23 protein-coding genes are annotated in these 22,471 nt (G+C 64.7%); 11 read left to right on the top strand and 12 right to left on the bottom strand.

Features of this window, described 5'->3' with window-relative positions; all coding sequences use genetic code 11:
* The first annotated feature begins 8 nt into the window (after nucleotides 1-8).
* Nucleotides 9-314 carry a hypothetical protein gene (locus AC04PH_RS08180; RefSeq protein WP_483065250.1) on the top strand — a complete coding sequence of 102 codons (306 nt, stop codon included), beginning with the start codon at nucleotides 9-11 and terminating at the stop codon, nucleotides 312-314.
* Here AC04PH_RS08180 and AC04PH_RS08175 read toward each other — a convergent pair.
* Complete coding sequence (locus tag AC04PH_RS08175; protein ID WP_483065249.1) at nucleotides 311-1,501, bottom strand: FAD-dependent oxidoreductase; 1,191 nt, start codon at nucleotides 1,499-1,501, stop codon at nucleotides 311-313. The genes AC04PH_RS08180 and AC04PH_RS08175 overlap by 4 nt on opposite strands.
* Nucleotides 1,476-1,898, bottom strand: coding sequence for an RNA polymerase-binding protein DksA (gene dksA / locus AC04PH_RS08170; protein WP_483065248.1), 423 nt, complete (start codon nucleotides 1,896-1,898; stop codon nucleotides 1,476-1,478). The genes AC04PH_RS08175 and dksA overlap by 26 nt, the downstream gene beginning before the upstream one ends.
* 185 nt (nucleotides 1,899-2,083) lie before the next feature.
* Here dksA and AC04PH_RS08165 point away from each other — a divergent pair, with 185 nt between their 5' ends.
* Nucleotides 2,084-2,923, top strand: a complete 840-nt coding sequence (locus AC04PH_RS08165) for an AAA family ATPase (protein ID WP_483065247.1) — start codon at nucleotides 2,084-2,086, stop codon at nucleotides 2,921-2,923.
* A gap of 5 nt (nucleotides 2,924-2,928) precedes the next feature.
* Here AC04PH_RS08165 and AC04PH_RS08160 read toward each other — a convergent pair whose 3' ends face one another.
* Nucleotides 2,929-3,840 carry a hypothetical protein gene (locus tag AC04PH_RS08160; RefSeq protein WP_483065246.1) on the bottom strand — a complete coding sequence of 304 codons (912 nt, stop codon included), beginning with the start codon at nucleotides 3,838-3,840 and terminating at the stop codon, nucleotides 2,929-2,931.
* 345 nt (nucleotides 3,841-4,185) lie between these two features.
* Between AC04PH_RS08160 and AC04PH_RS08155 the strand changes: the two genes are divergently transcribed.
* From AC04PH_RS08155 to AC04PH_RS08135, 5 genes are read left to right on the top strand one after another with little or no spacing between them, the layout of a single operon-like run.
* Complete coding sequence (locus AC04PH_RS08155) at nucleotides 4,186-4,635, top strand: GNAT family N-acetyltransferase (RefSeq protein ID WP_483066172.1); 450 nt, start codon at nucleotides 4,186-4,188, stop codon at nucleotides 4,633-4,635.
* Nucleotides 4,632-5,996, top strand: a complete 1,365-nt coding sequence (locus AC04PH_RS08150; protein ID WP_483065245.1) for a DUF2927 domain-containing protein — start codon at nucleotides 4,632-4,634, stop codon at nucleotides 5,994-5,996. Before AC04PH_RS08155 ends, AC04PH_RS08150 begins: the two co-directional genes overlap by 4 nt.
* Nucleotides 5,997-6,033: 37 nt before the next feature.
* Nucleotides 6,034-6,204: a hypothetical protein gene (locus tag AC04PH_RS08145; RefSeq protein ID WP_483065244.1), complete on the top strand. Its 171-nt coding sequence runs from the start codon at nucleotides 6,034-6,036 to the stop codon at nucleotides 6,202-6,204.
* Between the two features lie 4 nt (nucleotides 6,205-6,208).
* Nucleotides 6,209-7,396: a vWA domain-containing protein gene (locus AC04PH_RS08140; RefSeq protein ID WP_483065243.1), complete on the top strand. Its 1,188-nt coding sequence runs from the start codon at nucleotides 6,209-6,211 to the stop codon at nucleotides 7,394-7,396.
* 10 nt (nucleotides 7,397-7,406) lie between these two features.
* Nucleotides 7,407-8,045 carry an MOSC domain-containing protein gene (locus tag AC04PH_RS08135; protein WP_483065242.1) on the top strand — a complete coding sequence of 213 codons (639 nt, stop codon included), beginning with the start codon at nucleotides 7,407-7,409 and terminating at the stop codon, nucleotides 8,043-8,045.
* A gap of 10 nt (nucleotides 8,046-8,055) precedes the next feature.
* Here the strand turns inward: AC04PH_RS08135 and AC04PH_RS08130 are convergent, their stop codons facing one another.
* Nucleotides 8,056-8,505 carry a hypothetical protein gene (locus AC04PH_RS08130; protein WP_483065241.1) on the bottom strand — a complete coding sequence of 150 codons (450 nt, stop codon included), beginning with the start codon at nucleotides 8,503-8,505 and terminating at the stop codon, nucleotides 8,056-8,058.
* 141 nt (nucleotides 8,506-8,646) lie between these two features.
* Here AC04PH_RS08130 and AC04PH_RS08125 point away from each other — a divergent pair, with 141 nt between their 5' ends.
* Nucleotides 8,647-9,345 carry a M48 family metallopeptidase gene (locus AC04PH_RS08125; RefSeq protein WP_483065240.1) on the top strand — a complete coding sequence of 233 codons (699 nt, stop codon included), beginning with the start codon at nucleotides 8,647-8,649 and terminating at the stop codon, nucleotides 9,343-9,345.
* Nucleotides 9,346-9,486: 141 nt separating this feature from the next.
* Here AC04PH_RS08125 and AC04PH_RS08120 read toward each other — a convergent pair whose 3' ends face one another.
* From AC04PH_RS08120 to AC04PH_RS08110, 3 genes are all read right to left on the bottom strand, one after another.
* Complete coding sequence (locus tag AC04PH_RS08120) at nucleotides 9,487-10,452, bottom strand: PRC-barrel domain-containing protein (RefSeq protein WP_483065239.1); 966 nt, start codon at nucleotides 10,450-10,452, stop codon at nucleotides 9,487-9,489.
* 154 nt (nucleotides 10,453-10,606) lie between these two features.
* Entirely contained in the window at nucleotides 10,607-11,164 is a 558-nt protein-coding gene (locus tag AC04PH_RS08115; protein WP_483065238.1) for an RSP_2648 family PIN domain-containing protein, read from the bottom strand.
* Complete coding sequence (locus AC04PH_RS08110; RefSeq protein WP_483065237.1) at nucleotides 11,161-12,369, bottom strand: RSP_2647 family RNA methyltransferase; 1,209 nt, start codon at nucleotides 12,367-12,369, stop codon at nucleotides 11,161-11,163. The genes AC04PH_RS08115 and AC04PH_RS08110 overlap by 4 nt, the downstream gene beginning before the upstream one ends.
* 132 nt (nucleotides 12,370-12,501) lie before the next feature.
* Here AC04PH_RS08110 and edd point away from each other — a divergent pair, with 132 nt between their 5' ends.
* Both edd and eda read left to right on the top strand, forming a co-directional pair.
* Nucleotides 12,502-14,307 carry a phosphogluconate dehydratase gene (edd, locus tag AC04PH_RS08105; protein WP_483065236.1) on the top strand — a complete coding sequence of 602 codons (1,806 nt, stop codon included), beginning with the start codon at nucleotides 12,502-12,504 and terminating at the stop codon, nucleotides 14,305-14,307.
* Nucleotides 14,308-14,393: 86 nt separating this feature from the next.
* Nucleotides 14,394-15,035, top strand: a complete 642-nt coding sequence (gene eda / locus AC04PH_RS08100) for a bifunctional 4-hydroxy-2-oxoglutarate aldolase/2-dehydro-3-deoxy-phosphogluconate aldolase (RefSeq protein ID WP_483065235.1) — start codon at nucleotides 14,394-14,396, stop codon at nucleotides 15,033-15,035.
* On the opposite strand, the gene AC04PH_RS08095 is transcribed toward eda, so the two are convergent.
* The 4 genes from AC04PH_RS08095 to AC04PH_RS08080 form a co-directional block, all read right to left on the bottom strand.
* Nucleotides 15,032-15,457 carry a hypothetical protein gene (locus AC04PH_RS08095; RefSeq protein WP_483065234.1) on the bottom strand — a complete coding sequence of 142 codons (426 nt, stop codon included), beginning with the start codon at nucleotides 15,455-15,457 and terminating at the stop codon, nucleotides 15,032-15,034. The two genes, eda and AC04PH_RS08095, sit on opposite strands and share 4 nt — an antisense overlap.
* Nucleotides 15,458-15,521: 64 nt before the next feature.
* Nucleotides 15,522-15,797 carry a hypothetical protein gene (locus tag AC04PH_RS08090; RefSeq protein ID WP_483065233.1) on the bottom strand — a complete coding sequence of 92 codons (276 nt, stop codon included), beginning with the start codon at nucleotides 15,795-15,797 and terminating at the stop codon, nucleotides 15,522-15,524.
* Nucleotides 15,797-18,568, bottom strand: a complete 2,772-nt coding sequence (locus AC04PH_RS08085; RefSeq protein ID WP_483065232.1) for a [protein-PII] uridylyltransferase family protein — start codon at nucleotides 18,566-18,568, stop codon at nucleotides 15,797-15,799. The genes AC04PH_RS08090 and AC04PH_RS08085 overlap by 1 nt, the downstream gene beginning before the upstream one ends.
* Complete coding sequence (locus AC04PH_RS08080) at nucleotides 18,565-18,945, bottom strand: DUF4440 domain-containing protein (protein WP_483065231.1); 381 nt, start codon at nucleotides 18,943-18,945, stop codon at nucleotides 18,565-18,567. The genes AC04PH_RS08085 and AC04PH_RS08080 overlap by 4 nt, the downstream gene beginning before the upstream one ends.
* 27 nt (nucleotides 18,946-18,972) lie before the next feature.
* Here AC04PH_RS08080 and AC04PH_RS08075 point away from each other — a divergent pair, with 27 nt between their 5' ends.
* Nucleotides 18,973-19,437 carry a YbaK/EbsC family protein gene (locus AC04PH_RS08075; protein WP_483065230.1) on the top strand — a complete coding sequence of 155 codons (465 nt, stop codon included), beginning with the start codon at nucleotides 18,973-18,975 and terminating at the stop codon, nucleotides 19,435-19,437.
* A gap of 4 nt (nucleotides 19,438-19,441) precedes the next feature.
* Here the strand turns inward: AC04PH_RS08075 and AC04PH_RS08070 are convergent, their stop codons facing one another.
* On the bottom strand, nucleotides 19,442-22,417 hold the full coding sequence (locus AC04PH_RS08070; RefSeq protein ID WP_483065229.1) for a beta strand repeat-containing protein: 2,976 nt from the start codon (nucleotides 22,415-22,417) through the stop codon (nucleotides 19,442-19,444).
* Nucleotides 22,418-22,471: the final 54 nt, after the last annotated feature.

The raw sequence follows: 22,471 nt of genomic DNA, 5'->3' as shown, positions 1-22,471 counted from the left end.
TGATCATATTGGCTATTGTTACACCGACACTCGCGCAGGCCAGTTGCCTGACAGCTAATACCGGCGCGGGCTGTTCCACCGCGCGCTTCATTCAAGTTCCGTCGGAACAGATCCCGCCGCCACCGGTCGAGATCGGCACGATTCTGGAGCGCGGGCAGTATTCGATGGTCATGAACTCCCGTTACTATGGCTTGCCGCCTGTCAAGGACGGCTGGGTCTACATGCGGATCGAGGATGACGTCTACCGCGTCGATTGGGTGACGCATGAAGTGCTGATGCGCGTGACGCACCAGACGTCTGCGAACTGGCCCTAGGCGGTCACATCGTGGTCGTAGAGCCATGACAACCGGTCGATGAAGAGGTTCGAAGCGGTTTTGCCGAGCGTTTTCAGTCCCATGTGCGCCACCCTTCGCTTCATCCCCGACAAATGATAATTCCGTGCGTTCGCGTTTGCGGCATCGATCGCGCGCGTGACGCGCGGGATACGGATGTCCTGATATTTCGTGAAGGCGGCTTGCAGATCGGCGGTTTCGCCGCAACAGCGGGCCAATACATAAGCATCTTCAATGGCGAGATTCGCGCCCTGGGCCAGAAACGGCAATGTCGGATGCGCCGCGTCGCCCAAAATCGCCAACCGCCCGGCCGACCATCGCCGGGCGATGTCGTGGCGGAATAGACCCCAGAGGTGCACAGCATCAACTTTGTCCAGCAACATACTGAAATTTTTTGCGAAATCAGAAAATGCTGCCCGAAGATTGGCGGGGTCGTCGGGGTGTGTCCAGCCTTCGGCGGCCCAGTTGTCACGCTCCTGCACGGCGACGAGGTTCACACGATCGTTGCCCAACGGGTAAAGCACGATGTGCTTACCTGGCCCCATCGCGATGTGGGCCTCGTCGTGCATGTCGCCCTGAACGATCGCGCGCCACGCCACCTGCCCGGAAAAGACCGGCGCGGAGGCCCCGTCGATCAGCGTCCGCCCGACCGAGTGGATACCGTCCGCGAAGACGACGAGATCGTACTCGGCGCTTTGCGCGCCCGGCCCGTCTACCGGATCGGCATAGGTGATGCGCCCCTGCGGCGTGGCAGAGACCACGCGGCAGCCGGTATTCAGCGCAATTCCGGCCTCCATACAGGCACCGGCCAGCAGGTCGACCAAAGCGGCGCGATGCACGAAATGATAACGGGGCGACTGTCGGCTGAGGTCGAAGCGGGTGATGATCTTGCCGGTCAGCCCGTCGACAGGGGCTACCGATTGCGACACGATGCCGATGCGGGGCAGAAATTTTGCAAGGTCCAGCGCGGCCAGCACACGCGCGGCGTTGGGCGTGATCTGGATCCCCGCCCCGATTTCGGTGAATTCAGGCGCCTGTTCATAAACGGTGACCTGCGCACCGCGCTGCGCAAAACACAAAGCCGCGGTCAGACCGCCGATACCACCGCCGACGATGGCGACACGGCGGCCCGTGTTATGGGTATCAGTCCTTACGGTGCACCTTTTCACCGCGTTCGTGGCGTTCCTGCGCTTCCAGGCTCATGACGGCGATGGGGCGCGCGTCGAGCCGCTTGAGCGAGATCGGCTCTCCGGTGATTTCGCAGTAACCGTATTCGCCCTCGTCGATGCGGCGCAAAGCGGCGTCGATCTTGGAGACCAGCTTGCGCTGGCGGTCGCGGGTGCGCAGTTCAAGCGCGCGGTCGGTCTCTTCGGAGGCGCGGTCGGCGATGTCGGGAATGTTGCGGGTCTGGTCCTTCATGCCGGCGACGGTGTCGCGGCTGTCTTCCATCAGTTCGGCCTTCCAGTTGAGCAGCTTGCGGCGGAAGTATTCGGTCTGCCGTTCGTTCATGAACGGTTCACTTTCGACCGGGCTGTAATCATCCGGCAGGAAAGTTTCGGCTTTCATAGATTTCCCCTTATCCTGTGCCGCTATCGTGGCCGTGCTGTGCTGTGACATGCGGCTCCCCTTATATTTTGAAGGTCGTTTACTGCGTTGCCGACGCCATGTCACGTGCTTTTTGGGGTGCTGTCAGGCAGTTGATACGCCCGTGAATGTTGCTAGTGTCCGCGCGCAACGAAGGGACGAACAGCATGCAATTCACAGGCACCGACAGCTATATCGCCACCGACGATCTGAAGATGGCGGTCAACGCCGCCGTCACGCTGGAACGGCCCCTGCTGGTCAAGGGCGAGCCGGGCACGGGCAAGACGGAACTGGCCCGCCAGGTGAGCGCGGCGCTGGGTTTGCCGATGATCGAATGGCACGTGAAATCCACGACCAAGGCGCAACAGGGCCTTTACGAATACGATGCCGTCAGCCGGTTGCGTGACAGCCAATTGGGCGAGGAGCGGGTGCATGACGTGGCCAACTACATCCGCCGCGGCAAGCTGTGGGAGGCATTCGCCGCCGATGGCAAGGTGGTGCTGCTGATCGACGAGATCGACAAGGCGGATATCGAGTTTCCCAACGATCTGTTGCAGGAACTCGACCGGATGGAATTCCATGTTTACGAGACCGGCGAAACAGTCCGTGCCGTGCATCGCCCCATCGTCATCATCACGTCGAACAACGAAAAGGAACTGCCCGACGCCTTTCTGCGCCGCTGCTTTTTCCACTTCATCCGCTTCCCGGACGAGGACACGCTGCGCCGGATCGTCGCCGTGCATCATCCGGGCATCAAGGACAGCCTGCTGACGGCCGCGCTCACCCAGTTCTACGAAATCCGCGACACGCAGGGGCTGAAGAAAAAGCCGTCGACGTCAGAGGTGCTGGACTGGCTGAAGCTTCTGCTGGCAGAGGATCTGACCGCCGCCGACCTGAAACGCGACGGGGCGAACGCACTGCCCAAACTGCATGGAGCACTGCTGAAAAACGAACAGGACGTGCATCTGTTCGAACGGCTGGCGTTCATGGCGCGCGGCGGGCGCTGACAGGATCAGTCCGCTGCCGCACCCAGCACGATCCGCGATTGCGGCACCGTGAACGGATCGGCCACCGGCGTGCTGCCCACCGCAAAGACGCCGCGTTCCGTGATCGGCGCATTGCCCGGATCGGTATGCCGCATCACGATGCTGCCGACAGCGACATCGGCCTGTAACCCGGCGAACAGCCCGGTCGATTCTCCCTGCGTTCCGGTGGTGCCCCCGCTGGGCAAGGTGATCTGCCCGCCTGTGACCGTCGCCTCGAAACTGGCCGCGCTGCGGTTGATGACACCGCTGATCCGGGCGTCGGCGATGGTCGCGGGGGGCTGGAGCGGCCCACCGATGTCATTGGGCAGCAACTGCCTGTTGGCGATAGTGCCGTTGACCGTGTCGTCGGTCAGGCTGGCCCGCAGCGTCGCGTCGCCTTCCAGCAGGCCCACCACGGTCTGACGGCCCGCCACGGTCCGGTCCAGGCTGCCGACATAGGGGCCGCGGAAAGTGGCGGTCAATTGCGTCGGCAATGACGTCGGCGCGTTTTGCCGCACGAGGGCCACGCCTGCGCGCGAGGGCGCGTGTTTGTGGGTCGCCGCGATCACGGCTGTCGCACCCGGCTGATTGGCGATGGAATAGATCGTGAACTGCGGATTGGGCGGTGCCGGTTGCCCCGGCTGACCAAGCTCCAGCACGCGCTGGGTCTGGCGGATGGTGGCCCCGGCCTGCGTATCGAAGGCGGCCCCACTGTATACCACGCTGCTGCCCGACCGGAACGACAGCTGAGCCGTGCCTGGATCGTAGGTAAAATCGAGATTGCCACCTGTCACGGACGGCGGCGGTGTCACGATCTGTTGCGTCACAGTCGTTCCGCCGCACCCGGCCAGAACGGCCAGAACCCCGGCGGCCCATGCGCCTTGCTTGTGAAATTTCATCGTCGTCTCCCCAACCTGACGTAGCGGCACCTGCATATCACGGATTGCCCGGGGCATGGTCCAAAAAAATAAGCGGTCACGCGCGCATGGGTGCGGTGAAATCAACATCTTGCGGATCGCCTTATCTAACCCACTAAGAACGTGAGTCTTTCGTGCAACGCGTGCCTGCAATCCCCGATTGCGCCGAAATAGGACGTGCCAGAAACTGGGGCAGCGGGCTTAACTCGCCCCTGCCCCCACCCCGCATGATCGCGCAATTGCCGCATTCATGTCCAAGAGGGGCCGCAGTCGACTGGCAGGTTCGGCTGACGCGAATGAGGAGAGCACAACGTGACCAAGGCAAAAATGCCGGTCATCATTCGTCCGCTACGCCCGACCGACGCGGTCGCATGGCGCGGACTGTGGACCGCCTATCTGGAATTTTACGGCGCGACCGTCGCCGATGCCGTCTATACATCGACTTTCGCCCGCCTGCTGGGCGACGACCCGCAGGATTTTACCTGTCTCGTGGCGGAGTCGGGTGGTGAACTTGTCGGTCTGACCCACTACCTGTTTCACCGCCACGCCTGGAAGGTCGAGAACGTCTGCTACCTGCAGGACCTTTATGCCACCCCCGCCGCACGGGGCACGGGCGTGGGCCGTGCGCTGATCGAGGCGGTTTACGATGCGGCGGATCAGGCGGGTATCCCCACCGTCTACTGGCTGACGCAGGACGACAACCACACCGCCCGGCTGCTTTACGACCGCATCGCCCGGAAGACAGATTTCATCAAGTATCAGCGGGTGGCGGCATGAACCGGCTCGCTGCATTCGCCTTATGTTTCGTGGCCTCCTGCGCGCCGTCGCCCGAGGGGGCGACCTCGGGCCAGACCGTCGCCAGTCGGGCCGCCGGGTTCCAGACCGCCCTGCCCGCGATCCGCAGCTTCACGGCCGGTCAGGTCAGCGCACCCAATCGCCCTAATCGCGAAATCGCGCAGGATTTCCTCGATCTTGCCTTCCGTATGGAAAGCGGGCGGGAGATCCCGCATCTGACCCGTTTCGAGGGGCCGATCGCGGTGCGCGCCACAGGCCAGATCAGCCCGACGCTCGTCGCCGACCTGCAGGCCCTGATGGGCCGGTTGCGCAACGAGGCCGGGCTGGACATCACCTATAACGACAGCCCCGATGCCCAGATCACGGTCGAGGCCGTGCCGCGTGCGGTGCTGCAACAGGCGGTGCCGCGTGCGGCCTGTTTCGTGGTGCCGCGGATTTCCAGCTGGGCCGATTTCACCATCGCGCGCCGCACCCGGCAGGTGGACTGGACCACGCTGACGACCCGCGACCGCGCCACGATCTTCGTGCCCGCCGATGTCGCGCCACAGGAAATCCGCGACTGCCTGCACGAGGAACTGGCGCAGGCGCTGGGGCCGCTGAACGACCTCTACCGTCTGCCGGATTCCGTCTTCAACGACGACAATATCCATACCGTGCTGACCGGTTTCGACATGCTGATCCTGCGGATGTATTATTCGCCCAGCCTGCGCAACGGCATGACCCGGCGGCAGGTGGCCGAACGGCTGCCCGACCTGCTGGCGCGGCTGAACCCGCGTGGGCAGCGCGCCTCGCCCGACCCGGCCCCCGACACCTCGCGCGACTGGATCGACGCGATGGAAACGGCGCTGGCGGACGGATCGTCGCCCTTTGCCCGCCGCGCCGCCGCCGAACGGGCCATCGCCATGGGCCGCGCCTTCGGCTGGACCGGTGCGCGCGAAGGGTTCGCCCACTACGCCTATGGCCGCCTGCAGGTCGGTCACAACTCCGAAGTCGCGCTGGCCAGTTTCAACGCCGCCGAACGTGCCTACCGCCGCAGCCCCGACACGCTGATCCACGCCGCGCACATCGCCGTGCAGCAGGCCGCATTCGCGCTGGCCGCCGGTGACGGCGAAGCTGTGCTGCGGATCACGGACGCCGCGATCCCGGTCGCCGAACGCCACCAGAACGCAGCCTTGCTGTCGACCCTGATGATGTTTCAGGCCGAGGCGCTCGACCTGATGGGCAACAACGTCGCGGCAGAGGCCATGCGTCTGGACAGTCTGGGTTGGGCGCGCTACGGCTTTGGCTCTGACGCCAACGTGCAGGCCCGGTTGAACGAAATCGCGGCCCTGCGCCCATTCTAGGCCCCGCTCCGGCGGGTCACACCGCAGGACGACGCCCATGATCTATCCGCTGGCTGGTATTCTTTTCGGCGCGCTGTTCGGCGGGTTCCGGGCCAAGGCGCGCGGCGGCAAGACGCTGGACGTGCTGCAATGGGCAGCGGTCAACGCGATGATCTTCGGTGTGATCGGGTTGTTCGTGCTGGTTTTCATCGAACGCAGCTATACCTGAGCCCATGTTCCTGCCCTTTTTCGACAACCTGCGCCGCGCAAAGGTTCCGGTGTCGCTGCGCGAGTTTCTGGCGTTTCTGGAGGGCATGAAGGCGGGTCTCGCGACCTATGACATCGAGGCGTTCTATTTTCTGGGCCGGACCATCATGGTCAAGGACGAGCGACATATCGACCGTTACGACCGCGCCTTCGCCGCGACGTTCGAGGGGCTGGAGTCGATCCCGGCAGAGGCCGTGCTGAACGCGGTCGATATCCCCGCCGAATGGCTGGCGAAAATGGCCGAAAAGCATCTGACAGAGGCGGAAAAGGCCGAGATAGAGGCGCTCGGCGGCTTCGACAAACTGATGGAGACGCTGAAAAAGCGGCTTGAGGAACAAAAGGGCCGCCATCAGGGCGGCAACAAATGGGTCGGCACGGCAGGCACCTCCCCTTTCGGCGCATACGGCTACAACCCCGAGGGCGTGCGGATCGGGCAGAACGAAAGCCGCCACCAGCGCGCGGTGAAGGTCTGGGACAAGCGCGAGTTCCGCAATCTGGACGACAGCGTGGAACTGGGCACGCGCAACATCAAGGTTGCGCTGAAACGCCTGCGCAACTGGGCGCGCGACGGTGCGGCAGAGGAATTCGACCTGCCCGGCACGATCCGCGCCACGGCTGAACATGGCTATCTGGATGTGAAAACCCGACCGGAACGACGCAATGCGGTGAAGGTGCTGCTGTTTCTTGACGTCGGGGGGTCGATGGACCCGCATGTGAAAGTCGTCGAAGAACTGTTCAGCGCCGCGAAATCGGAATTCCGCCAGCTGGAGCATTTCTATTTCCACAACTGCCTTTACGAAGGCGTCTGGCGCGACAACCGCAGGCGGTGGGACGCGCAGACGCCGACGCACGACATCCTGCGCACCTATGGGCCCGACTACAAATGCATCTTCGTGGGGGACGCCAGCATGTCCCCCTATGAAGTGGCCTTTGCCGGCGGGGCCAACGAACACTGGAATGCGGAGTCCGGCGAGGTCTGGCTAACCCGCGCCCGCGATCAGTGGCCAGGCCACCTGTGGCTCAACCCCCTGCCCGAGAAATACTGGCCCTATACGCAGTCCATCGGCATGATCCGCCAGATCTTCGGCGCGGACCGCATGGTGCCGATGACGCTGGCAGGGTTGCAGCAGGGAATGAAGGTGCTGGGACGGTAGGGTGACGGTAATGCACGTTCAGGCGGTCATGATCGCATCAAAGCCCAGCCCGAACCCGGCGAAACCCGACGTTGCCGAAACCGGTCACTTCAAAGCCCCTGTGGATGGACCGGTCGCCATCGGTCCGCTGGGTCTTGCGGGCGACACGATTTGCGATCTTGCGCATCATGGCGGTGTGGATCAGGCGGTCTATCTTTTCGGAAAGCCCGATCTGGACTGGTGGTCCAATCGGATGAAACGCAATTTACCACCGGGATTCTTCGGCGAGAACCTGCTGTTGTCAGGACTGGAGTCGGCGACGCTTTGTATCGGTGACAGGATCATCGTCGGCGACGTCGACTTGCAGGTCACCGCACCGCGCATTCCCTGCGCGACATATCAGGCTCATATCGGCGATGCGCAGGCGATCAGGCAGTTTCTTGCGGCCGGACGGCCCGGCGCCTATGCACGCGTGCTGTCGACAGGCCATGTCGCGACCGGTCTTTCCGCCAGACATATCCCCTACGACGGGGAACGACTGACCATCGCGGAGATGCTTGCCGCCTACCGGGACGGACGCCGCGACCCGGATTACCTGACCCGGCTGTTGCGCACACCGGCGCACCACAAGGCCATCACGGAGGCACGCCGGGTCATCGGCACGAATTGACGCTCGGGCGCTAGACGTCGACAAAGTCGCATGAGGTCGGTGTCCATGACGACAGGAACGCGAACACGTCATCCGACGTCCCCGTCACGAGGATGGAATCCGCCCCGTTGACGACGCGGTCTTCGGGGGACGGACCGGCGGGCCCCAGATCGAAATAACCGCAGGTGTCCGGGTTGGAAAACAACTGGACCTGATAAATCCCGCCGAAGGAGATGACATCGCTGACCGAAAACCCGGGAACGAAGTCGAAATTGTCGGCGTCCTGCACCGGTGCCGGACCCCTGACCTGAACCGGATCCAGAACCATCGGCGCGTCGTAGGGCGCGATCGGCTCGGAAAACCCGTTGCTCCCGGAAAACGGCACCCAGATCGGGCCGGAATCCCGGTCGGGCCGGGTTCCCGGTACGTCTACCGTCGGCATGCGGCGCTCGTCTTCTTCCTCGAAAAATATGAATGGCATTGTTTTCCCCTCGGCTGATACCGCATCAGTATCGCCAACCCGTTCGGCGAAAGTCAATTTTTCTGCCGCTCCGGCTTCCCCAGGGTGCGCTGCGCCACAGTCTTTTCTTGCAACGGGTCACGGGCGTCCCATATCTGATCCATGCTCCGCTTCACCCCCATCCTTCTCGCTGTCCTTTACGGTTACGCGATGTATCGCTTTTCCGTCTGGCGCACGACGAAGGAACTGGACGCGAAATCCACCGATCTGACCGACCCGATCCTGCTCGACATGACGCGGCAGATGGCGGCGGCGCTCGACCTGCCGCGGATCAAGGTTTCCATTTACGAGATCGAGCCGGTGAACGGGCTGGCCGCGCCCGACGGGCGTATCTTCATCACCCGCGGGTTTTTCGATCGCTACCGGCAGGGTCAGGTGACGGCTGCGGAATTGGCCTCCGTCATCGCACACGAGCTTGGCCATGTGGCGCTGGGGCATTCGCGCCGCCGGATGATCGACTTTTCGGGGCAGAACGCGATGCGCACGGCACTGGCGATGATCCTGAACCGGTTTCTGCCCGGCATCGGGATGCTGATCGCCAACGGGTTGATGACGCTGCTGGCCGCACGCCTGTCGCGCTCCGATGAATACGAGGCCGACGCCTATGCCAGCGCGCTGCTGGTCAAGGCGGGGATCGGTACGGGACCGCAGAAGACGTTGTTCCAGAAGCTGGAAAAGCTGACCGGCGCGCGGGGTACGGCACAGCCGGCCTGGCTGCTGAGCCACCCGAAAACGCGGGAGCGGATCGCCGCGATCGAGCGCAACGAGATCAAATGGTCAGGGACCGGCCCGCAGCGATAGCCCACCGTCTGCCTCCATCATAAAGCGATACGGCAAAAATGATACGGGGCCGGCAGAAATTGCCGACCCCGTATCCATTCGGCAGACCGAAGCCCGGCCGAATGTTCCGGTGGGTTGGGCCACCGGAACCGGCAAAGGCAATCAGCCTTCGTATTCGGGCTGGTTTTCCAGCGCCTCTTGCGAGCTGTCGATGTAGATGCGCACGTCACCATCGTCGGAGCGTGTGATCTGCAACTCGTCGAAGGTCACGGCCACCGGACGTTCGCCGATGCCCAGGAAACCACCCACGTCGATCACTGCGCGGTCCATCGAGCCGTCATCGTTGAGCAGCAGTTCGCTGATCTCGCCCACGTCCTCGTCACCGGGGCCGTAGACGCGCGCACCGGTCAGGTCGTCCGCCGTCAGGGCAGAAACCTCGATGGTCTGGTAGCCGTCACGCTCGATCGTCGGCGGCGTCAGCATGGCCCGGCCTTCGGCGGCGTTCTCGGTCTCCATCACGTCGGCTTCCGCATCGGTGATCGAAGTGTCGGCCATCGCTTCGGCTTCGGCCTCCATTTCGGCTGCGGCTTCCTCGGTTTCGGCGGCGGCCTCAGCAGCAGCTTCTTCCGTGGCGGCGGCTGCCTCCTCAGTCGCTTCTTCGGTCTCGGCCATCGCCTCTTCCACGTCAGCTTCCATCGCGTCGGTGTTCACCGCGTAGGCCGGTGCCTCTTCAAGACCTGCGGCGTTGGCGCTGATCACCAGAAAGAAATCACCGGCGTCTTCGCCTTGGGTCACGAAACGAATCTGGTCCATCGCGACGGCGACGTCCTTTTCACCGATACCAAGGAAACCACCCACGCCGACGATGACATTCTGCACGTCACCTTCGCGGGTCAGGATCACGTCGTTGATTTCACCGATGTCGTCCCATTCGGTCTCGGCACCCGCCTCGACGGTTTCGCCCAGCTCGGCCTCGGTCGCATAGACACGCATGCCGATGAAGTTGGACGCACGCACTTCAGCGGCGCTGTCGAATGTGCTGTCAGAGAATACCGCTGTATGCCCATCGGCAAAGGCGGCAGTGCCCATCACGAGGGCGGTGGCAGTTGTCGCTAGCAGATTTTTCATACTGAACTCCTGTCTTTTTGTGCGCCGCACGTCTTTGCCGGCGCTCTGGCAGGTAAACAGGTCAACCCTCGCGAAGTTCCGCACGACTTCGAAAAATGGAGGGTGCGTATAATCTATGTTAATCCACCGCCGCAAACCCGGCGGCACAGCGATTTCAGTCGCGGGACTCAGACACCGCCAGCGCCTTGCCCAGCCGGGGCAGACGCGCCTTTTTCATCAGCCCGCGCATTGTCCAATCGGTGCCCGACAGGGCTTGCGCCTGCGACAGCACATCCTGCGCAACCGCAGTCACGGTATCGGGTGTAGCCGCCAGCAGCCGGGTCAGAAACAGGTCGGGAGTGTCCCGTGCAATGCCTTCCTCGGCCAGAATATTGCGGGGAAAATCCCTTGTATTCAGGGTCAGGATCGCATCCGCCGACCCCGCGACCGCAGCGGCCAGCACGTGAACGTCATCCAGGTCCGGCAGCCAGAGGCGGCGCGACAACCCGTCAGGAACGGGCACGACCGCATCGGGGAAGCCGAGAGACAGTCGCGCGATCTCGCCGCGGGCGAAGGTCTCGGCCTCCGGCCCCAGCTTGCGCGTGGCGCGGGCCCATTCCTCAAGGATGCGGTCGGACCACCGCGCCGCGAACAGGCCCTGCGCGGCGCAACCCAGCACGATCTCGCGCATGACGGTGGGATACAGCACGCAGGCGTCGATCAGGACCCTCACAGGCGGAAGAACACCGACTTGAGGTACCCGCTTTCGGCCAGATGCGGCAGCAGCGGATGATCGGGACCTGCGAAACCGGTATGAATGATCTGACCGCGCCGCCCGGCCCGCCCGATCCCCCGGGCGGAGGCGTTGCGGAATTTCGTGAGGTCGGCGGCGTGGCTGCAGGAGCACAGGCCCAGAACACCGTCATCGGCGACCAGAGCCGCCGCCAGCCGCGCGACACGTTCGTAGGCGCGCAGACCGGCGTCGAGCGCGTTTTTCGATGGGGCAAAGGCGGGCGGGTCACAGATGACGAGGTCGAAGGTTTCGCCCGCCTCGGCCAGATCGGTCATGACGGCGAAGGCGTCGCCCTTGCGGGTTGCGAAGCGGTCGGCCACGCCCATCGCCTGCGCGCCGCCCTCGGCCAGCGCCAGCGCGGGGGCGGAGCCGTCGACGGCAAGGACAGAACCCGCACCATTTGCCAGCGCGGCCAGCCCGAAACCGCCGACGTGGGCGAAGACATCGAGCACGCGGGCGCCCTTCGCCAATGATGCGGCAAAGGCGTGGTTCGGGCGCTGGTCGAAGAACAGACCGGTTTTCTGGCCTTCTATGACGTCCGCCAGATAGATCGCGCCATTCATCGGCGTCCGGATCGGCGTCGTCGGCGCGGTTCCGGCCAGCACCTGCGTGACCTCGTCCAGCCCTTCCAGCGTACGCGCCCGACCGGTGCCGTTCAGGATCACCGTGGTGACGCCAGTGACCTCTTGCAGCGCCGCCGTCAGCGGGTCGATCAGCGTGTCGGCCCAGGCGGCGTTCGGCTGCACGACCGCCACGTCGCCGAACCGGTCGATCACGACGCCGGGCAGTCCGTCCGCCTCGGCATGGACCAGCCGGTAGAACGGTTCGACGTAAAGCCGCGCGCGAAACGTCAGCGCGCGTCGCAGACGGTCCGCAAACCATGCCTGGTCGATTTTCGCTTCCGGGTCACGGTCCAGCATCCGGCAGATGATTTTCGAGGCCGGGTTCACTGCGACCACACCCATCGGCGTCCGGTTGGCGTCTTCCAGCACCGCCAGCGTTCCGGGGGTCATATTGCGGGTGCGCCGATCGGTCACCAGCTCGTTGGCGTAAACCCACGGGAAACCGTGGCGGATCGCGCGAGCGTCGCCTTTGGGCATCAGGCGGACGGTGGCGGTGGCGGGTGTGTCTGTGCTATCATTCATGCGCAGTCCTTACCGCGTCGCCAAGGCGGCGCAAAGCGGGAAACTTGCGCGACCATTCGATGGTTGTTAGCGCTAACGCAACATGCTACTCCGCGCCCAAAGCCCGATACTTCAGATCAGAGGTCCCAGATCATGGCATTGCACCCGAAAATCGCCGAAGTCACCGACCGCATCCGCGCCCGTTCCGAAGGACCGCGCCGCCAGTATCTCGACCGGATGGCCGCCGCCGCCGCCGAAGGGCCGCGCCGCGCCCATATGACCTGTGGCAACCAGGCTCACGCTTTCGCCGCCATGGGGCAGGACAAGGACACACTGGCCGCAGGGCGCGCGCCCAACCTTGGCATCATCACCGCCTACAACGACATGCTGTCGGCGCATCAGCCGTTCGAGACCTACCCCGCCCTGATCCGCGAAGCCGCCCGCGCTGTCGGCGCGACGGCACAGGTCGCAGGCGGTGTGCCTGCCATGTGCGATGGCGTGACGCAAGGCCAGACAGGCATGGAACTGTCGCTCTTCTCGCGCGACGTGATCGCCATGGCCGCAGGCGTCGGCCTGTCGCACAACGTCTTCGACGCCGCCGTCTATCTGGGAGTCTGCGACAAGATCGTGCCGGGCCTGATCATCGCCGCCGCGACCTTCGGCTATATCCCCTCGGTCTTCCTGCCCGCCGGGCCGATGGTCAGCGGCCTGCCCAACGACCAGAAGGCCAAGGTCCGCCAGCAGTTCGCCACAGGCGAGGTCGGCCGCGACAAGCTGATGGAGGCCGAGATGGCCTCCTACCACGGCCCCGGCACCTGTACCTTCTACGGCACCGCCAACACCAACCAGATGCTGATGGAGTTCATGGGGATGCACCTGCCTGGTGCCTCCTTCATCAACCCCGGCACACCGCTGCGCGACGCGCTGACGGTGGCGGGCACCGAACGCGCGCTGGAAATCACCGCACTCGGCAACGATTTCCGGCCCGTCAGCGACATCCTGGACGAACGCACCTTCGTGAACGGGCTTGTCGGGCTGATGGCCACGGGCGGGTCCACGAACCTTGTCATCCACCTGCCCGCCATGGCGCGGGCAGCGGGCGTGATCCTGGACCTCGAGGATTTCTCCGACATATCAGAGGCCGTGCCGCTGATGGCCAAGGTCTATCCCAACGGGCTGGCCGACGTGAACCATTTTCACGCCGCGGGTGGTCTGGGCTACATGATCGGCGAACTGCTGAACGCAGGCCTGTTGCACGACGATACGGTGACGGTCGCAGGCGACGGGCTGGAACGCTACACGCAGGAACCGAAACTGCAGGACGGGCGTGTGGCCTATGGCCCGGGCACCCGCGAAACCTTGAACGACAAGATCCTGCGCCCGGTCGACAACCCGTTCCACGCGCACGGCGGTCTCACGCAGCTGTCCGGTAATCTGGGTCGCGGCGTGATCAAGACCTCCGCCGTGGCCGAGGAACGCCACATCGTCGAGGCTTCCGCCCGCATCTTCCACACGCAGGAAGCGGTGAAGAACGCCTTCAAGGCTGGTGAATTCACCGAGGATGCGATCATTGTGGTGCGGTTCCAGGGGCCGAAATCCAACGGTATGCCGGAACTGCATTCGCTCACCCCCACGCTTGCCGTGCTGCAGGATCGCGGTCTCAAGGTGGCGCTTGTCACCGATGGCCGCATGTCCGGCGCGTCGGGCAAGGTGCCGAGCGCCATCCACGTCTGCCCCGAAGCCGCCGACGGCGGGCCGCTGGCGAAACTGCGCGACGGCGACATCGTGAGATTGGACGCCACGAAAGGCACCATCGACGTGCTGGGCGTCGATCTGGACAGCCGCGAGGTGGCGGATGCCGACCTGACCGGGAACGGCAACGGTGTGGGCCGGGAGCTTTTCGAGGTGTTCCGCCAGACTGTCGGCCTTGCCGCCGATGGCGCGGGTGTCGCGGTCTGACGCGCGACTCTTGCATTATCTTGCCACAAATACTCTCGCCGAAGGCTCCCGCATCAGCCAAAGGCGCAACCTCAAGGACTGACACAATGACCCCGATGGAAGCCTCCAACGAAGCCGCCCGTATCTGCCAACTCGCCCCCGTGGTGCCCGTGCTGGTCGTCGATGACGCTGCCGTGGCACAGGACCTCGCCCGCGCACTGGTCAATGGCAGGTTGCCTGCGCTGGAAGTCACGCTGCGCACGGAAGCCGCACTCGACGTGATCCGCGAGATGGCAAAGGTCGAAGGCGGCGTCGTCGGCGCGGGTACCTTGTTGACACCGAAGGATGTAGAGAACGCCAAGGCTGCGGGCGCGCAGTTCGGTGTGTCGCCCGGTGCCACCGACGCGCTGCTGGATGCCTGTGCCGCCAACGATCTGCCGCTGCTGCCCGGGGCCGCGACGTCGAGCGAGGTCATGCGCCTGCTGGAACGCGGCTATACCGTGCAGAAGTTCTTCCCGGCCGAGGCGAATGGCGGTGCATCCGCACTCAAGGCCATCGGTGCGCCGATCCCACAGGTGAAATTCTGCCCCACAGGCGGCGTCAGCCTGAAGAACGCGCCGGATTATCTGAAGCTGTCGAACACGATCTGCGTCGGCGGTTCATGGGTCGCGCCAAAAGATGCCGTGGAGGCTGGCGACTGGGACAAGATCGAGACGTTGGCGCGCGAGGCGGTCAGCGCGCTGGGTTAGCCACCGCACGCCAGGTCGGGCTGCCAGCCCGGTTCTTCGATCGCGGCGTTGCGCCCGAAGATGCCCATGCCATGGGCGGCCACGCCCTTCTCCGGCGCGATATGCACCTCCACATAGGGAAATGCGGCCAGCGCATCCGCATCGGTGTAGATCAAGGCGCCGATCAATATATCGGGGTTGGTGCAGGGAAAATGCGTCGCCACCCGTGTCCCGGGCGCAAACGGCGACGTGAACTGCCGCGCGATCGTCCCGTCGATCCGGCAATAGCCGTCAGCGTCCGGCGCGCCGATCTGCGTGTCGCCCAGCAGGAAGGTGAATTTCGCACCGCGCATCAGATTGTCGTAGGCGCAAGGGGGCAATGCGGCCTGCGCTGCACCGGCGCAGCCAACGACGACAGGGATCAGGAATTTCAGAAACCTCATACCATCAGTCTAGCGACGGCGGTTTGTTCCGGGAACGGCGGAATTCCCCACCCCGATGGGGGGATCAGCCGCCAAGCCGCCCGGCACGTCCGCCGCGTCTGCGCGCCGGTCCGGCATCCTCAAGTGCCGCGCGCAGTGTGAGAGACATAGGATGGTCGTCGGGCTGGTCAGCGTGGCGTTGCAACAGGGCGCGCACCTGCGTCTTGCTGTCCTGGCCCGCAGGCACACCCAGCGCCCAGTCCAGAAAGATCGACCGGCATTCGCTCTCGGTGATGCCCTCGATGCGGTAGCTGTCCGCAATCAGTCCCTTGGGGTCGAGCGGGTCACGCGGGGTCGCCATCAGGGGGTGCCCGCCAGTATGCGCGTGATCACCGCATCGGCCGCCGCCGCCCGCACCGTCATCTGCCCGGCCAAAGCATCCATGGTCTCAAACCCCGTCTCCCGCAGGATCAGGCGGCGACCGCCCTCCCCCAGTTTCTCCGGCTCCAGCGTATCGCCGGTCAGCAGCCGCGCCGCTGATTGCAACTGCCAGAAAAGACGCGCGGCGGCGGCGACGTCCTGCGCATCCGCGGCACTCAGCCATCCAGCCGCGACACCGGCCTGCAATTGCACCGCCGTCGCATGCTCGGCACTGCCTGCGATCAGGGCGGCGGTCTGTGCGAAAAGCTCGCAATCCTGCAAACGCCCCGGCCCGATCTTGGCTTCCCACGCCCCAAGCTGCGGCTTTGCCTCGAAAATACGGGTGCGCATGTCGGCAACGTCGGCGATGGTCGCGGCACGGTCACGCCGACGGGCCACAAGCTGCGCGCGAAAATCGGAGATGTCCTGCCCCAGACCCTCGTCGCCCGCCACCACCCTTGCACGGGTCAGCGCCAGATGCTCCCAGGTCCAGGCCTCGGCCTCCTGATAGCTGCGGAACGCATCCAGCGATGTCGCCACCGGCCCCGCCCGCCCCGAGGGCCGTAGGCGCATATCGACCTCGTAGAGCCGCCCCTCGGACATCGGCGCGCTGAGTGCTGTGACCAGCGCCTGCGTCTGACGGGCGAAGTACGTTCGGGTCGCAAGCGGGCGCGGCCCGTCCGACGCCTCCACTCCTTTCGCGTCGTAGATCACGATCAGGTCGAGATCGGAGGTCGCGTTTAACTGACCGGCACCCAGCGACCCCATTCCGAGTACGACAGCACCGCGCCCCGGCGGCGGCCCGTGCTTGCGGGCAAACTCGGCCATCACGTGCGGCCAGAGCCCGGCCACGACGGCATCGGCCAGCCGCGCATACTGCCGCCCCGCCTCCGGCCCGTCGATCAGGCCGCGCAGGTGGTGCACGCCGATGCGGAAATGCAGTTCCTTGGCCCAGCGACGCGCGGCGATCAGGCGGTTTTCGTAATCCGCGACCGGATCGAGCGCGCGGCGCAGGTCGTCCTCCAGCACCGTCTGCGCGGGCCACGGCTCAAAGAACGTGCCGCCGATCACCGCGTCCAGCACCCCGGCGTTGCCCGACAGGTATCGCGCAAGCGCCGGTGCGGTCGCCGCGATATCCACGATCAACTGGGTCAGCGCGGGATTGGCCTCGAACAGCGAAAACAGCTGCACCCCGGCAGGCAGCCCGGCCAGAAACCCGTCGAATTCACGCAAGGCCTCCTCCGGTTTCGCGGCCTCGCGCAGGCGGCGCAGGATTTCGGGGCGCAGGCGCTTGAAGATTTCCGTCGCCCGTGTCGATCGCAGCGCCGGATAGGTCGGCCAGCGCGATGTGATCTCCTCGGCCCATGCCGCATCGTCGGTGTCGACGGGGGCGTCTGGGGCGAAGAACCCCTCGATCATGTCGTGCACCGCCTCTAGCCGGGTCGTCAGATCGCGTTTCAGCGCGTCGGCAGAGGTGCCCATGAACGCCGCCAGCCGGTCGAACCCCTCCGCGCTGGTGGGCAGCGTGTGGGTCTGGGCGTCGTTGATCATCTGCAACCGGTGCTCTACCTCGCGGTGCGCGCGATAATGTTCGTAAAGCGTGTTGGCGGTGTCCTGCGGCACCCAGCCCGCCGCGGCGATCCGCGTCAGACCCTCGCCGGTGCCACGTACCCGCAAAGACGGATCGCGCCCGCCCGCGATCAACTGCTGCGTCTGTGTAAAGAACTCGATCTCGCGGATACCGCCGCGGCCCAGCTTCATGTTGTGGCCATTCAGATCAAGAGCGCCGTGCAACCCCTTGTGATCGCGTATTTTCAGGCGCATGTCGTGGGCGTCCTGAATGGCCGCGAAATCCAGGTGCTTGCGCCAGACGAAGGGACGCAGCGTGTCGAGAAACCGCTGCCCTGCCGCGACATCACCGCCCGCCGGATGCGCCTTGATATAGGCCGCGCGCTCCCACGTGCGGCCGACGCTTTCGTAGTACCGCTCCGCCGCTTCCATCGACAGGCAGACCGGCGTCGTCGCGGCGTCGGGGCGCAGCCGCAGATCGGTGCGAAAGACATACCCGCCGCCTGTCGTCTCCGACAGGATCGCCGTCATGCGCCGGGTGACGCGCACGAATGCGGTGCGTGCCTCGTGATAGTCGTCGGGGTCGAACCGGGTTTCGTCGTAGAGGCAGATCAGGTCGATGTCGGAGGAATAGTTCAACTCTCCCGCGCCCATCTTGCCCATGCCGAGCGCCGTCATGCCGCAGGCGGTCTGCGCGTCGTCCTCGGTCATCCCCGGGACCTTGCCGCGCGCAACTTCCGCCGCGACCAGCCGCTTGATGCAGACATCCACGCTGGCGTTCGCAAAATCGCTCAAATACGCCGTCACCGTCTCCAGCGGCCAGACGCCGCCCAGATCGGCCAGTGCCGTGAGCAGCGCCACCTGTCGCTTGGCCCGGCGCAGCCCGTCGGGCAGCGCGGCCACGTCAAGGCCTGCGACATCGGCGATGATCGCCGCCATTGCCGCCTCGGGGTCGTCCATCGCTACCGTCAAAAACGCGCCTTCCCGCGCGATCAGACCGGCCAGATAGGGGCTGCAGCCTGCGGCCCCCGCGATGAGCGGGCGCAATGCTGCGTCGATGTCGGGAACGTGTGCCACGGCATCGGCCCCGCGATCCGGATCGAAGGCATCGGGGCACCGGGTCAGGCGGGCAGCGAAACTCATCGGTCCACCGCCGGGGTGTCCTGGCTGAAGATATTGACCCAGCCGCCGTCCGTCCGCTGCCAGATCGAGGATACGAACATCGCCTCGTCCGCCGGACGGCCGATGCGCCGGTACGCCGCGCGATAGGCGATCAGCGCGCGCACATCGCCCAACGGGATCACGCGGGCTTCGTCCAGTGCGTAATGCAGGATGCTTGGCCCGTCATCCAGCTGTGCCACGTGGTCCGCGCGCCCGGCAAAGCCGTCCGGATAGACCCCCAGAAAATCCGCCGACAATGCGGCGCGATCCGCTGCGGCATCGCCCGCGACCAGGGCGTCCCAGACTTGTGTTTCGCAGGCAATAATGTCTTGTTCCAGCGTGTTGGACGGGGCGGTCATGGCGTCACGCTAGGCGGGGAAGATCGGATGAGCAAGAGCCTGAAACGTGTGACGGCGGCCCTCGAAGCGGCGGGGCTGGCGATTGCGCCGCAGGACATCGGTGCGGCCCGCACGGCGGCAGAGGCGGCGGCGAGCGCCGGGTGCACGGTCGACCAGATCGCCAAATCGATCATCTTTTGCGGTCAGGACAGCGGCACCGCGATCCTGTTCATTACCGCGGGCGGCAATCAGGTGGATGCGGCGAAGGCGAGCGCTGTCGCGGGCGAGGCACTGGGAAAGGCCGATGCCGCCCTGATCCGGGCACAGACCGGTTTCGCCATCGGCGGCGTGGCCCCCATCGGTCATCTGACCCCGGCACGCGCGTTCTGGGATCCGCGTCTGTCCGACTTCGATATCGTCTATGCCGCCGCTGGCACACCACGGCATGTCTTCGGCATCGCTCCCGACATCCTGTCGCGGATATCGGGCGCGGTGCCGGCAGCCTTCACCTGACCGCTCAGAGGAAGTCGAAATCGTCGGCGGTGAAGTTGGCGGCGGTGTCGTTCATCACCGTCAGCACGCCGTTGGCAGAGGTGATCGTGACGTTGGCCCCGGCCTGCGCGATGGTCAGCGATCCGAAGGTCACGCCGTCACGGTATTCGATCGTGTCGAGGCCCTGGTCGAAGCCGAAGATCCGGTCGCTGCCGGCGTTGGCGCGGATCACGAAGGTATCGCTACCGCCCTGTCCGAACAGGTCGTCGTTGCCGCGCCCGCCCAGCAGGCGGTCGTCGTCGGCACCGCCGAACAGCCGGTCGCGGCCGCCCGCGCCGATCAGCACGTCTTCGCCGCCCAGCCCGACAAGATCGTTGTCGTCGTTGCCCGATGTCATGCTGTCGTCGACGTTGGTGCCGGTGATGCTTTCAATGCTGACGTAGGTGTCGCCAAAGGCGGCACCGTCGTTCAGCGTCTGGTCGATGAAATTCACCGTTGCGCCACGACCCTCCGCCTGAAGCGAATAGAACACCCGGTCGCGGCCTGCCCCGCCGTCGAAGACATCGCCATCACCATCAGGATTCCCCCCGAAGAGATCGTCATTTCCGTCACCACCGAAGAGCGTATCGCCGACGGGGGTCTCGTCGTCACCGATGTAGTTCTGCCCGCTTGCCGTCAGCCTGTCGCGCCCGTCGCCACCATAGATGATGTCGGTGCCGTCCGCCCCGTCGATGGTATCGTCGTTATCGCCGCCGCGGATGATGTCGTCACCCGACCCGCCGGTCAGGCTGTCGTTGCCGCCAAGGCCCAGAATCTCGTCGCCGAAATCCGACCCGGTGAAGGTATCGGCATTGGGCGTCAGCGTCGTGACCTGCCGCACCGGGTTGGTGAACTGGAAATCCCCGGGGATGAAGGATTCGAAGTCGGCGAACCCCATGATCCTCAGCGTGCCCAGCTCCGACGTGATCACCGTGTTCGCCCCGTCGAAGGTGAACACCAGATCGTTGATCGACCCCGGCCCGCCGACGAACTGGATCAGCTGCTGATCGAATTCGAACCCGAAGATCCGGTCGGTGCCCGCATTGGCTTGCACCACGACCGTGTCGAACCCGTCGCCCACGAAGATGTCGTCGTTGCCCTGCCCGCCCAGCATCCGGTCGTCGTCCTCGCCGCCGAAAAGCCGGTCGCGCCCGCGCGCACCGATCAGCGTGTCGTCGCCGCGCCCGCCGATCAGGTCGTTGTCGTCGTTGCCCGAGGTCAGCGTGTCGGCGAACTGGCTGCCGATCACGCTTTCGATGCTGTCGAAGGTATCGCCCGCCGCCTCGCCGGTGTTCAGTGCTGCGTTGATGAAGTTCACCGTCACGCCGGATGCCGCTCCGGTGTAGAGCGCCCGGTCACGCCCCGCGCCGCCGATCAGACTGTCACCGCCCAGCCCGCCTTCGAGATCGTCGTTCCCCTCGCCGCCCGACAGCGTGTCGGCCCCCGCGTCGCCGAAGAAATACTGCCGCCCCGCGCCGCCCTCCAAGATATTGGTCCCATCGGTCCCGAACACGGATTCCGCCTTGGCGTTCACGCCACCCGCCGGGGTCGCCACGTTGCGACCGTTGTAATTCTCGAACCCATCCATGGTGATGAACCGGGCATCACCGGTCACGGTATTCACGTCGCTGTAAACGCCAAGACCAAAATCGAAAACCCGTTCGAAGCTGCTGGTATCGATGCCTCCCATGATGATCGTGTCGATACCGCCACCACCGAAATAGTTATCGGCGTCGCTCAGATCCTCCGCATCCCCGTTCAGGGTGACAAAGTCGTCCCCTTCGCCGCCGAAAATCGTGTCGTCGTCCGCTCCGCCAAGGAAATTGTCGCTACCCGCGTCGCCGGAAAGCATATCGTTGCCACCGCCGCCGAAAAAACCGTCGTTGCCGTCACCGCCGAAAAGTTCGTCGTTCCCGCCGACGCCGGTTGCGACGTCGTTGCCCTTACCGCCGAAGAAAACATCACCCTGTTGATTCCCCGTGTAGTTGTCGTTTCCGAAAAACCCGAAGATCGGGTCACCCGGCATTCCCGGCGGTGCCACGTCGACGGGCGACAGGGTATCGTTACCGTAGGTGCCCGAAATGTTCGCTATCTCCGTGATACCGTTCTGTGTCCCGCCGAGAACTTTCAGATCGCTGTCGCCCGGGCTGCCATCAACGAGGAAACTACTGGAGCCGCCCATACCGCCATTGACGGTATAGGTGATGAAAGAATTGTCGGTATCGATAGCAAGACCGTCGACACTGCCGGTGTTGATGATACCGGCCGCGTTACCACCGTCTCCGCCAACGTCGAAACCGTCAAAGTCATTGCCGCCGTCACCACCGGTCACCGTCCCGCCAAAGACGACCTGCGTTCCCTCGACCGAACCAGCATTGAGAATCAGCCCCGCATCTCCACCGTCCGTGGCCTCCTGGAAAGTACCTCCGTCCGCGTCCGCGCCGGCGCCGCCACGCACAGTGTTCGTGTCTTCGAAAATGACATCCCGCAGGACAAGGCTCCCGGCGAGAATGTTTTCGATGATCGCGGCACTGTCGCCTGCAACGCCAGACCCCTCCAAGGCATCAAACCCCTCCAGGACGTGATCCGTCAGCAGAACGTCTTCGAGCTCAAGCGTGGCAGAGTTGCGGATGATAGCGCTCCCGCCGTCCAGATCGCCGTCCGCAAGTGTCAGGTTCCGCAGAATGAGCGAATCCAGCATCTTGTCGCCGCTCACATCGAGCAACCGCGACGTGCCGCCCCCCGATATCGTGATCCCCTGATCCTCTCCCTCGACGATCAAATCCCCGCCGTCGATCCATTCGAGCTTGTCATCCAGCGTGATCGTCTGTCCGGCGATCGCGTCGTCGAACAAAATCCGGTGCGGTGTCGCAGGCCGCGGCCCGACGCCCGCGTCAAGAAACGCCTGCCGCAGACTGCCTGCGCCTGCATTGTTGGTGTTCGTCACGATAAAGTCGGTCATATTCCGTCCCCCGATCGGCGGGCCGAATATCCGGCACACCGCGTTGCGGTCGGA

It is taken from the genome of Yoonia sp. KMU-150 (assembly GCF_056858355.1).
This window is presented reverse-complemented; position numbering and strand designations above follow the sequence as displayed.

Bases quoted from the DNA above. Each gene is read 5' to 3' on its own strand.
- dksA (WP_483065248.1), bottom strand. From the start codon at position 1,898: ATGAAAGCCGAAACTTTCCTGCCGGATGATTACAGCCCGGTCGAAAGT.
- AC04PH_RS08165 (WP_483065247.1), top strand. From the start codon at position 2,084: ATGCAATTCACAGGCACCGACAGCTATATCGCCACCGACGATCTGAAG.
- AC04PH_RS08160 (WP_483065246.1), bottom strand. From the start codon at position 3,840: ATGAAATTTCACAAGCAAGGCGCATGGGCCGCCGGGGTTCTGGCCGTT.
- AC04PH_RS08155 (WP_483066172.1), top strand. From the start codon at position 4,186: ATGCCGGTCATCATTCGTCCGCTACGCCCGACCGACGCGGTCGCATGG.
- AC04PH_RS08150 (WP_483065245.1), top strand. From the start codon at position 4,632: ATGAACCGGCTCGCTGCATTCGCCTTATGTTTCGTGGCCTCCTGCGCG.
- AC04PH_RS08145 (WP_483065244.1), top strand. From the start codon at position 6,034: ATGATCTATCCGCTGGCTGGTATTCTTTTCGGCGCGCTGTTCGGCGGG.
- AC04PH_RS08140 (WP_483065243.1), top strand. From the start codon at position 6,209: ATGTTCCTGCCCTTTTTCGACAACCTGCGCCGCGCAAAGGTTCCGGTG.
- AC04PH_RS08135 (WP_483065242.1), top strand. From the start codon at position 7,407: ATGCACGTTCAGGCGGTCATGATCGCATCAAAGCCCAGCCCGAACCCG.
- AC04PH_RS08130 (WP_483065241.1), bottom strand. From the start codon at position 8,505: ATGCCATTCATATTTTTCGAGGAAGAAGACGAGCGCCGCATGCCGACG.
- AC04PH_RS08125 (WP_483065240.1), top strand. From the start codon at position 8,647: ATGCTCCGCTTCACCCCCATCCTTCTCGCTGTCCTTTACGGTTACGCG.
- AC04PH_RS08120 (WP_483065239.1), bottom strand. From the start codon at position 10,452: ATGAAAAATCTGCTAGCGACAACTGCCACCGCCCTCGTGATGGGCACT.
- AC04PH_RS08110 (WP_483065237.1), bottom strand. From the start codon at position 12,369: ATGAATGATAGCACAGACACACCCGCCACCGCCACCGTCCGCCTGATG.
- edd (WP_483065236.1), top strand. From the start codon at position 12,502: ATGGCATTGCACCCGAAAATCGCCGAAGTCACCGACCGCATCCGCGCC.
- eda (WP_483065235.1), top strand. From the start codon at position 14,394: ATGACCCCGATGGAAGCCTCCAACGAAGCCGCCCGTATCTGCCAACTC.
- AC04PH_RS08095 (WP_483065234.1), bottom strand. From the start codon at position 15,457: ATGAGGTTTCTGAAATTCCTGATCCCTGTCGTCGTTGGCTGCGCCGGT.
- AC04PH_RS08090 (WP_483065233.1), bottom strand. From the start codon at position 15,797: ATGGCGACCCCGCGTGACCCGCTCGACCCCAAGGGACTGATTGCGGAC.
- AC04PH_RS08085 (WP_483065232.1), bottom strand. From the start codon at position 18,568: ATGAGTTTCGCTGCCCGCCTGACCCGGTGCCCCGATGCCTTCGATCCG.
- AC04PH_RS08080 (WP_483065231.1), bottom strand. From the start codon at position 18,945: ATGACCGCCCCGTCCAACACGCTGGAACAAGACATTATTGCCTGCGAA.
- AC04PH_RS08075 (WP_483065230.1), top strand. From the start codon at position 18,973: ATGAGCAAGAGCCTGAAACGTGTGACGGCGGCCCTCGAAGCGGCGGGG.
- AC04PH_RS08070 (WP_483065229.1), bottom strand. From the start codon at position 22,417: ATGACCGACTTTATCGTGACGAACACCAACAATGCAGGCGCAGGCAGT.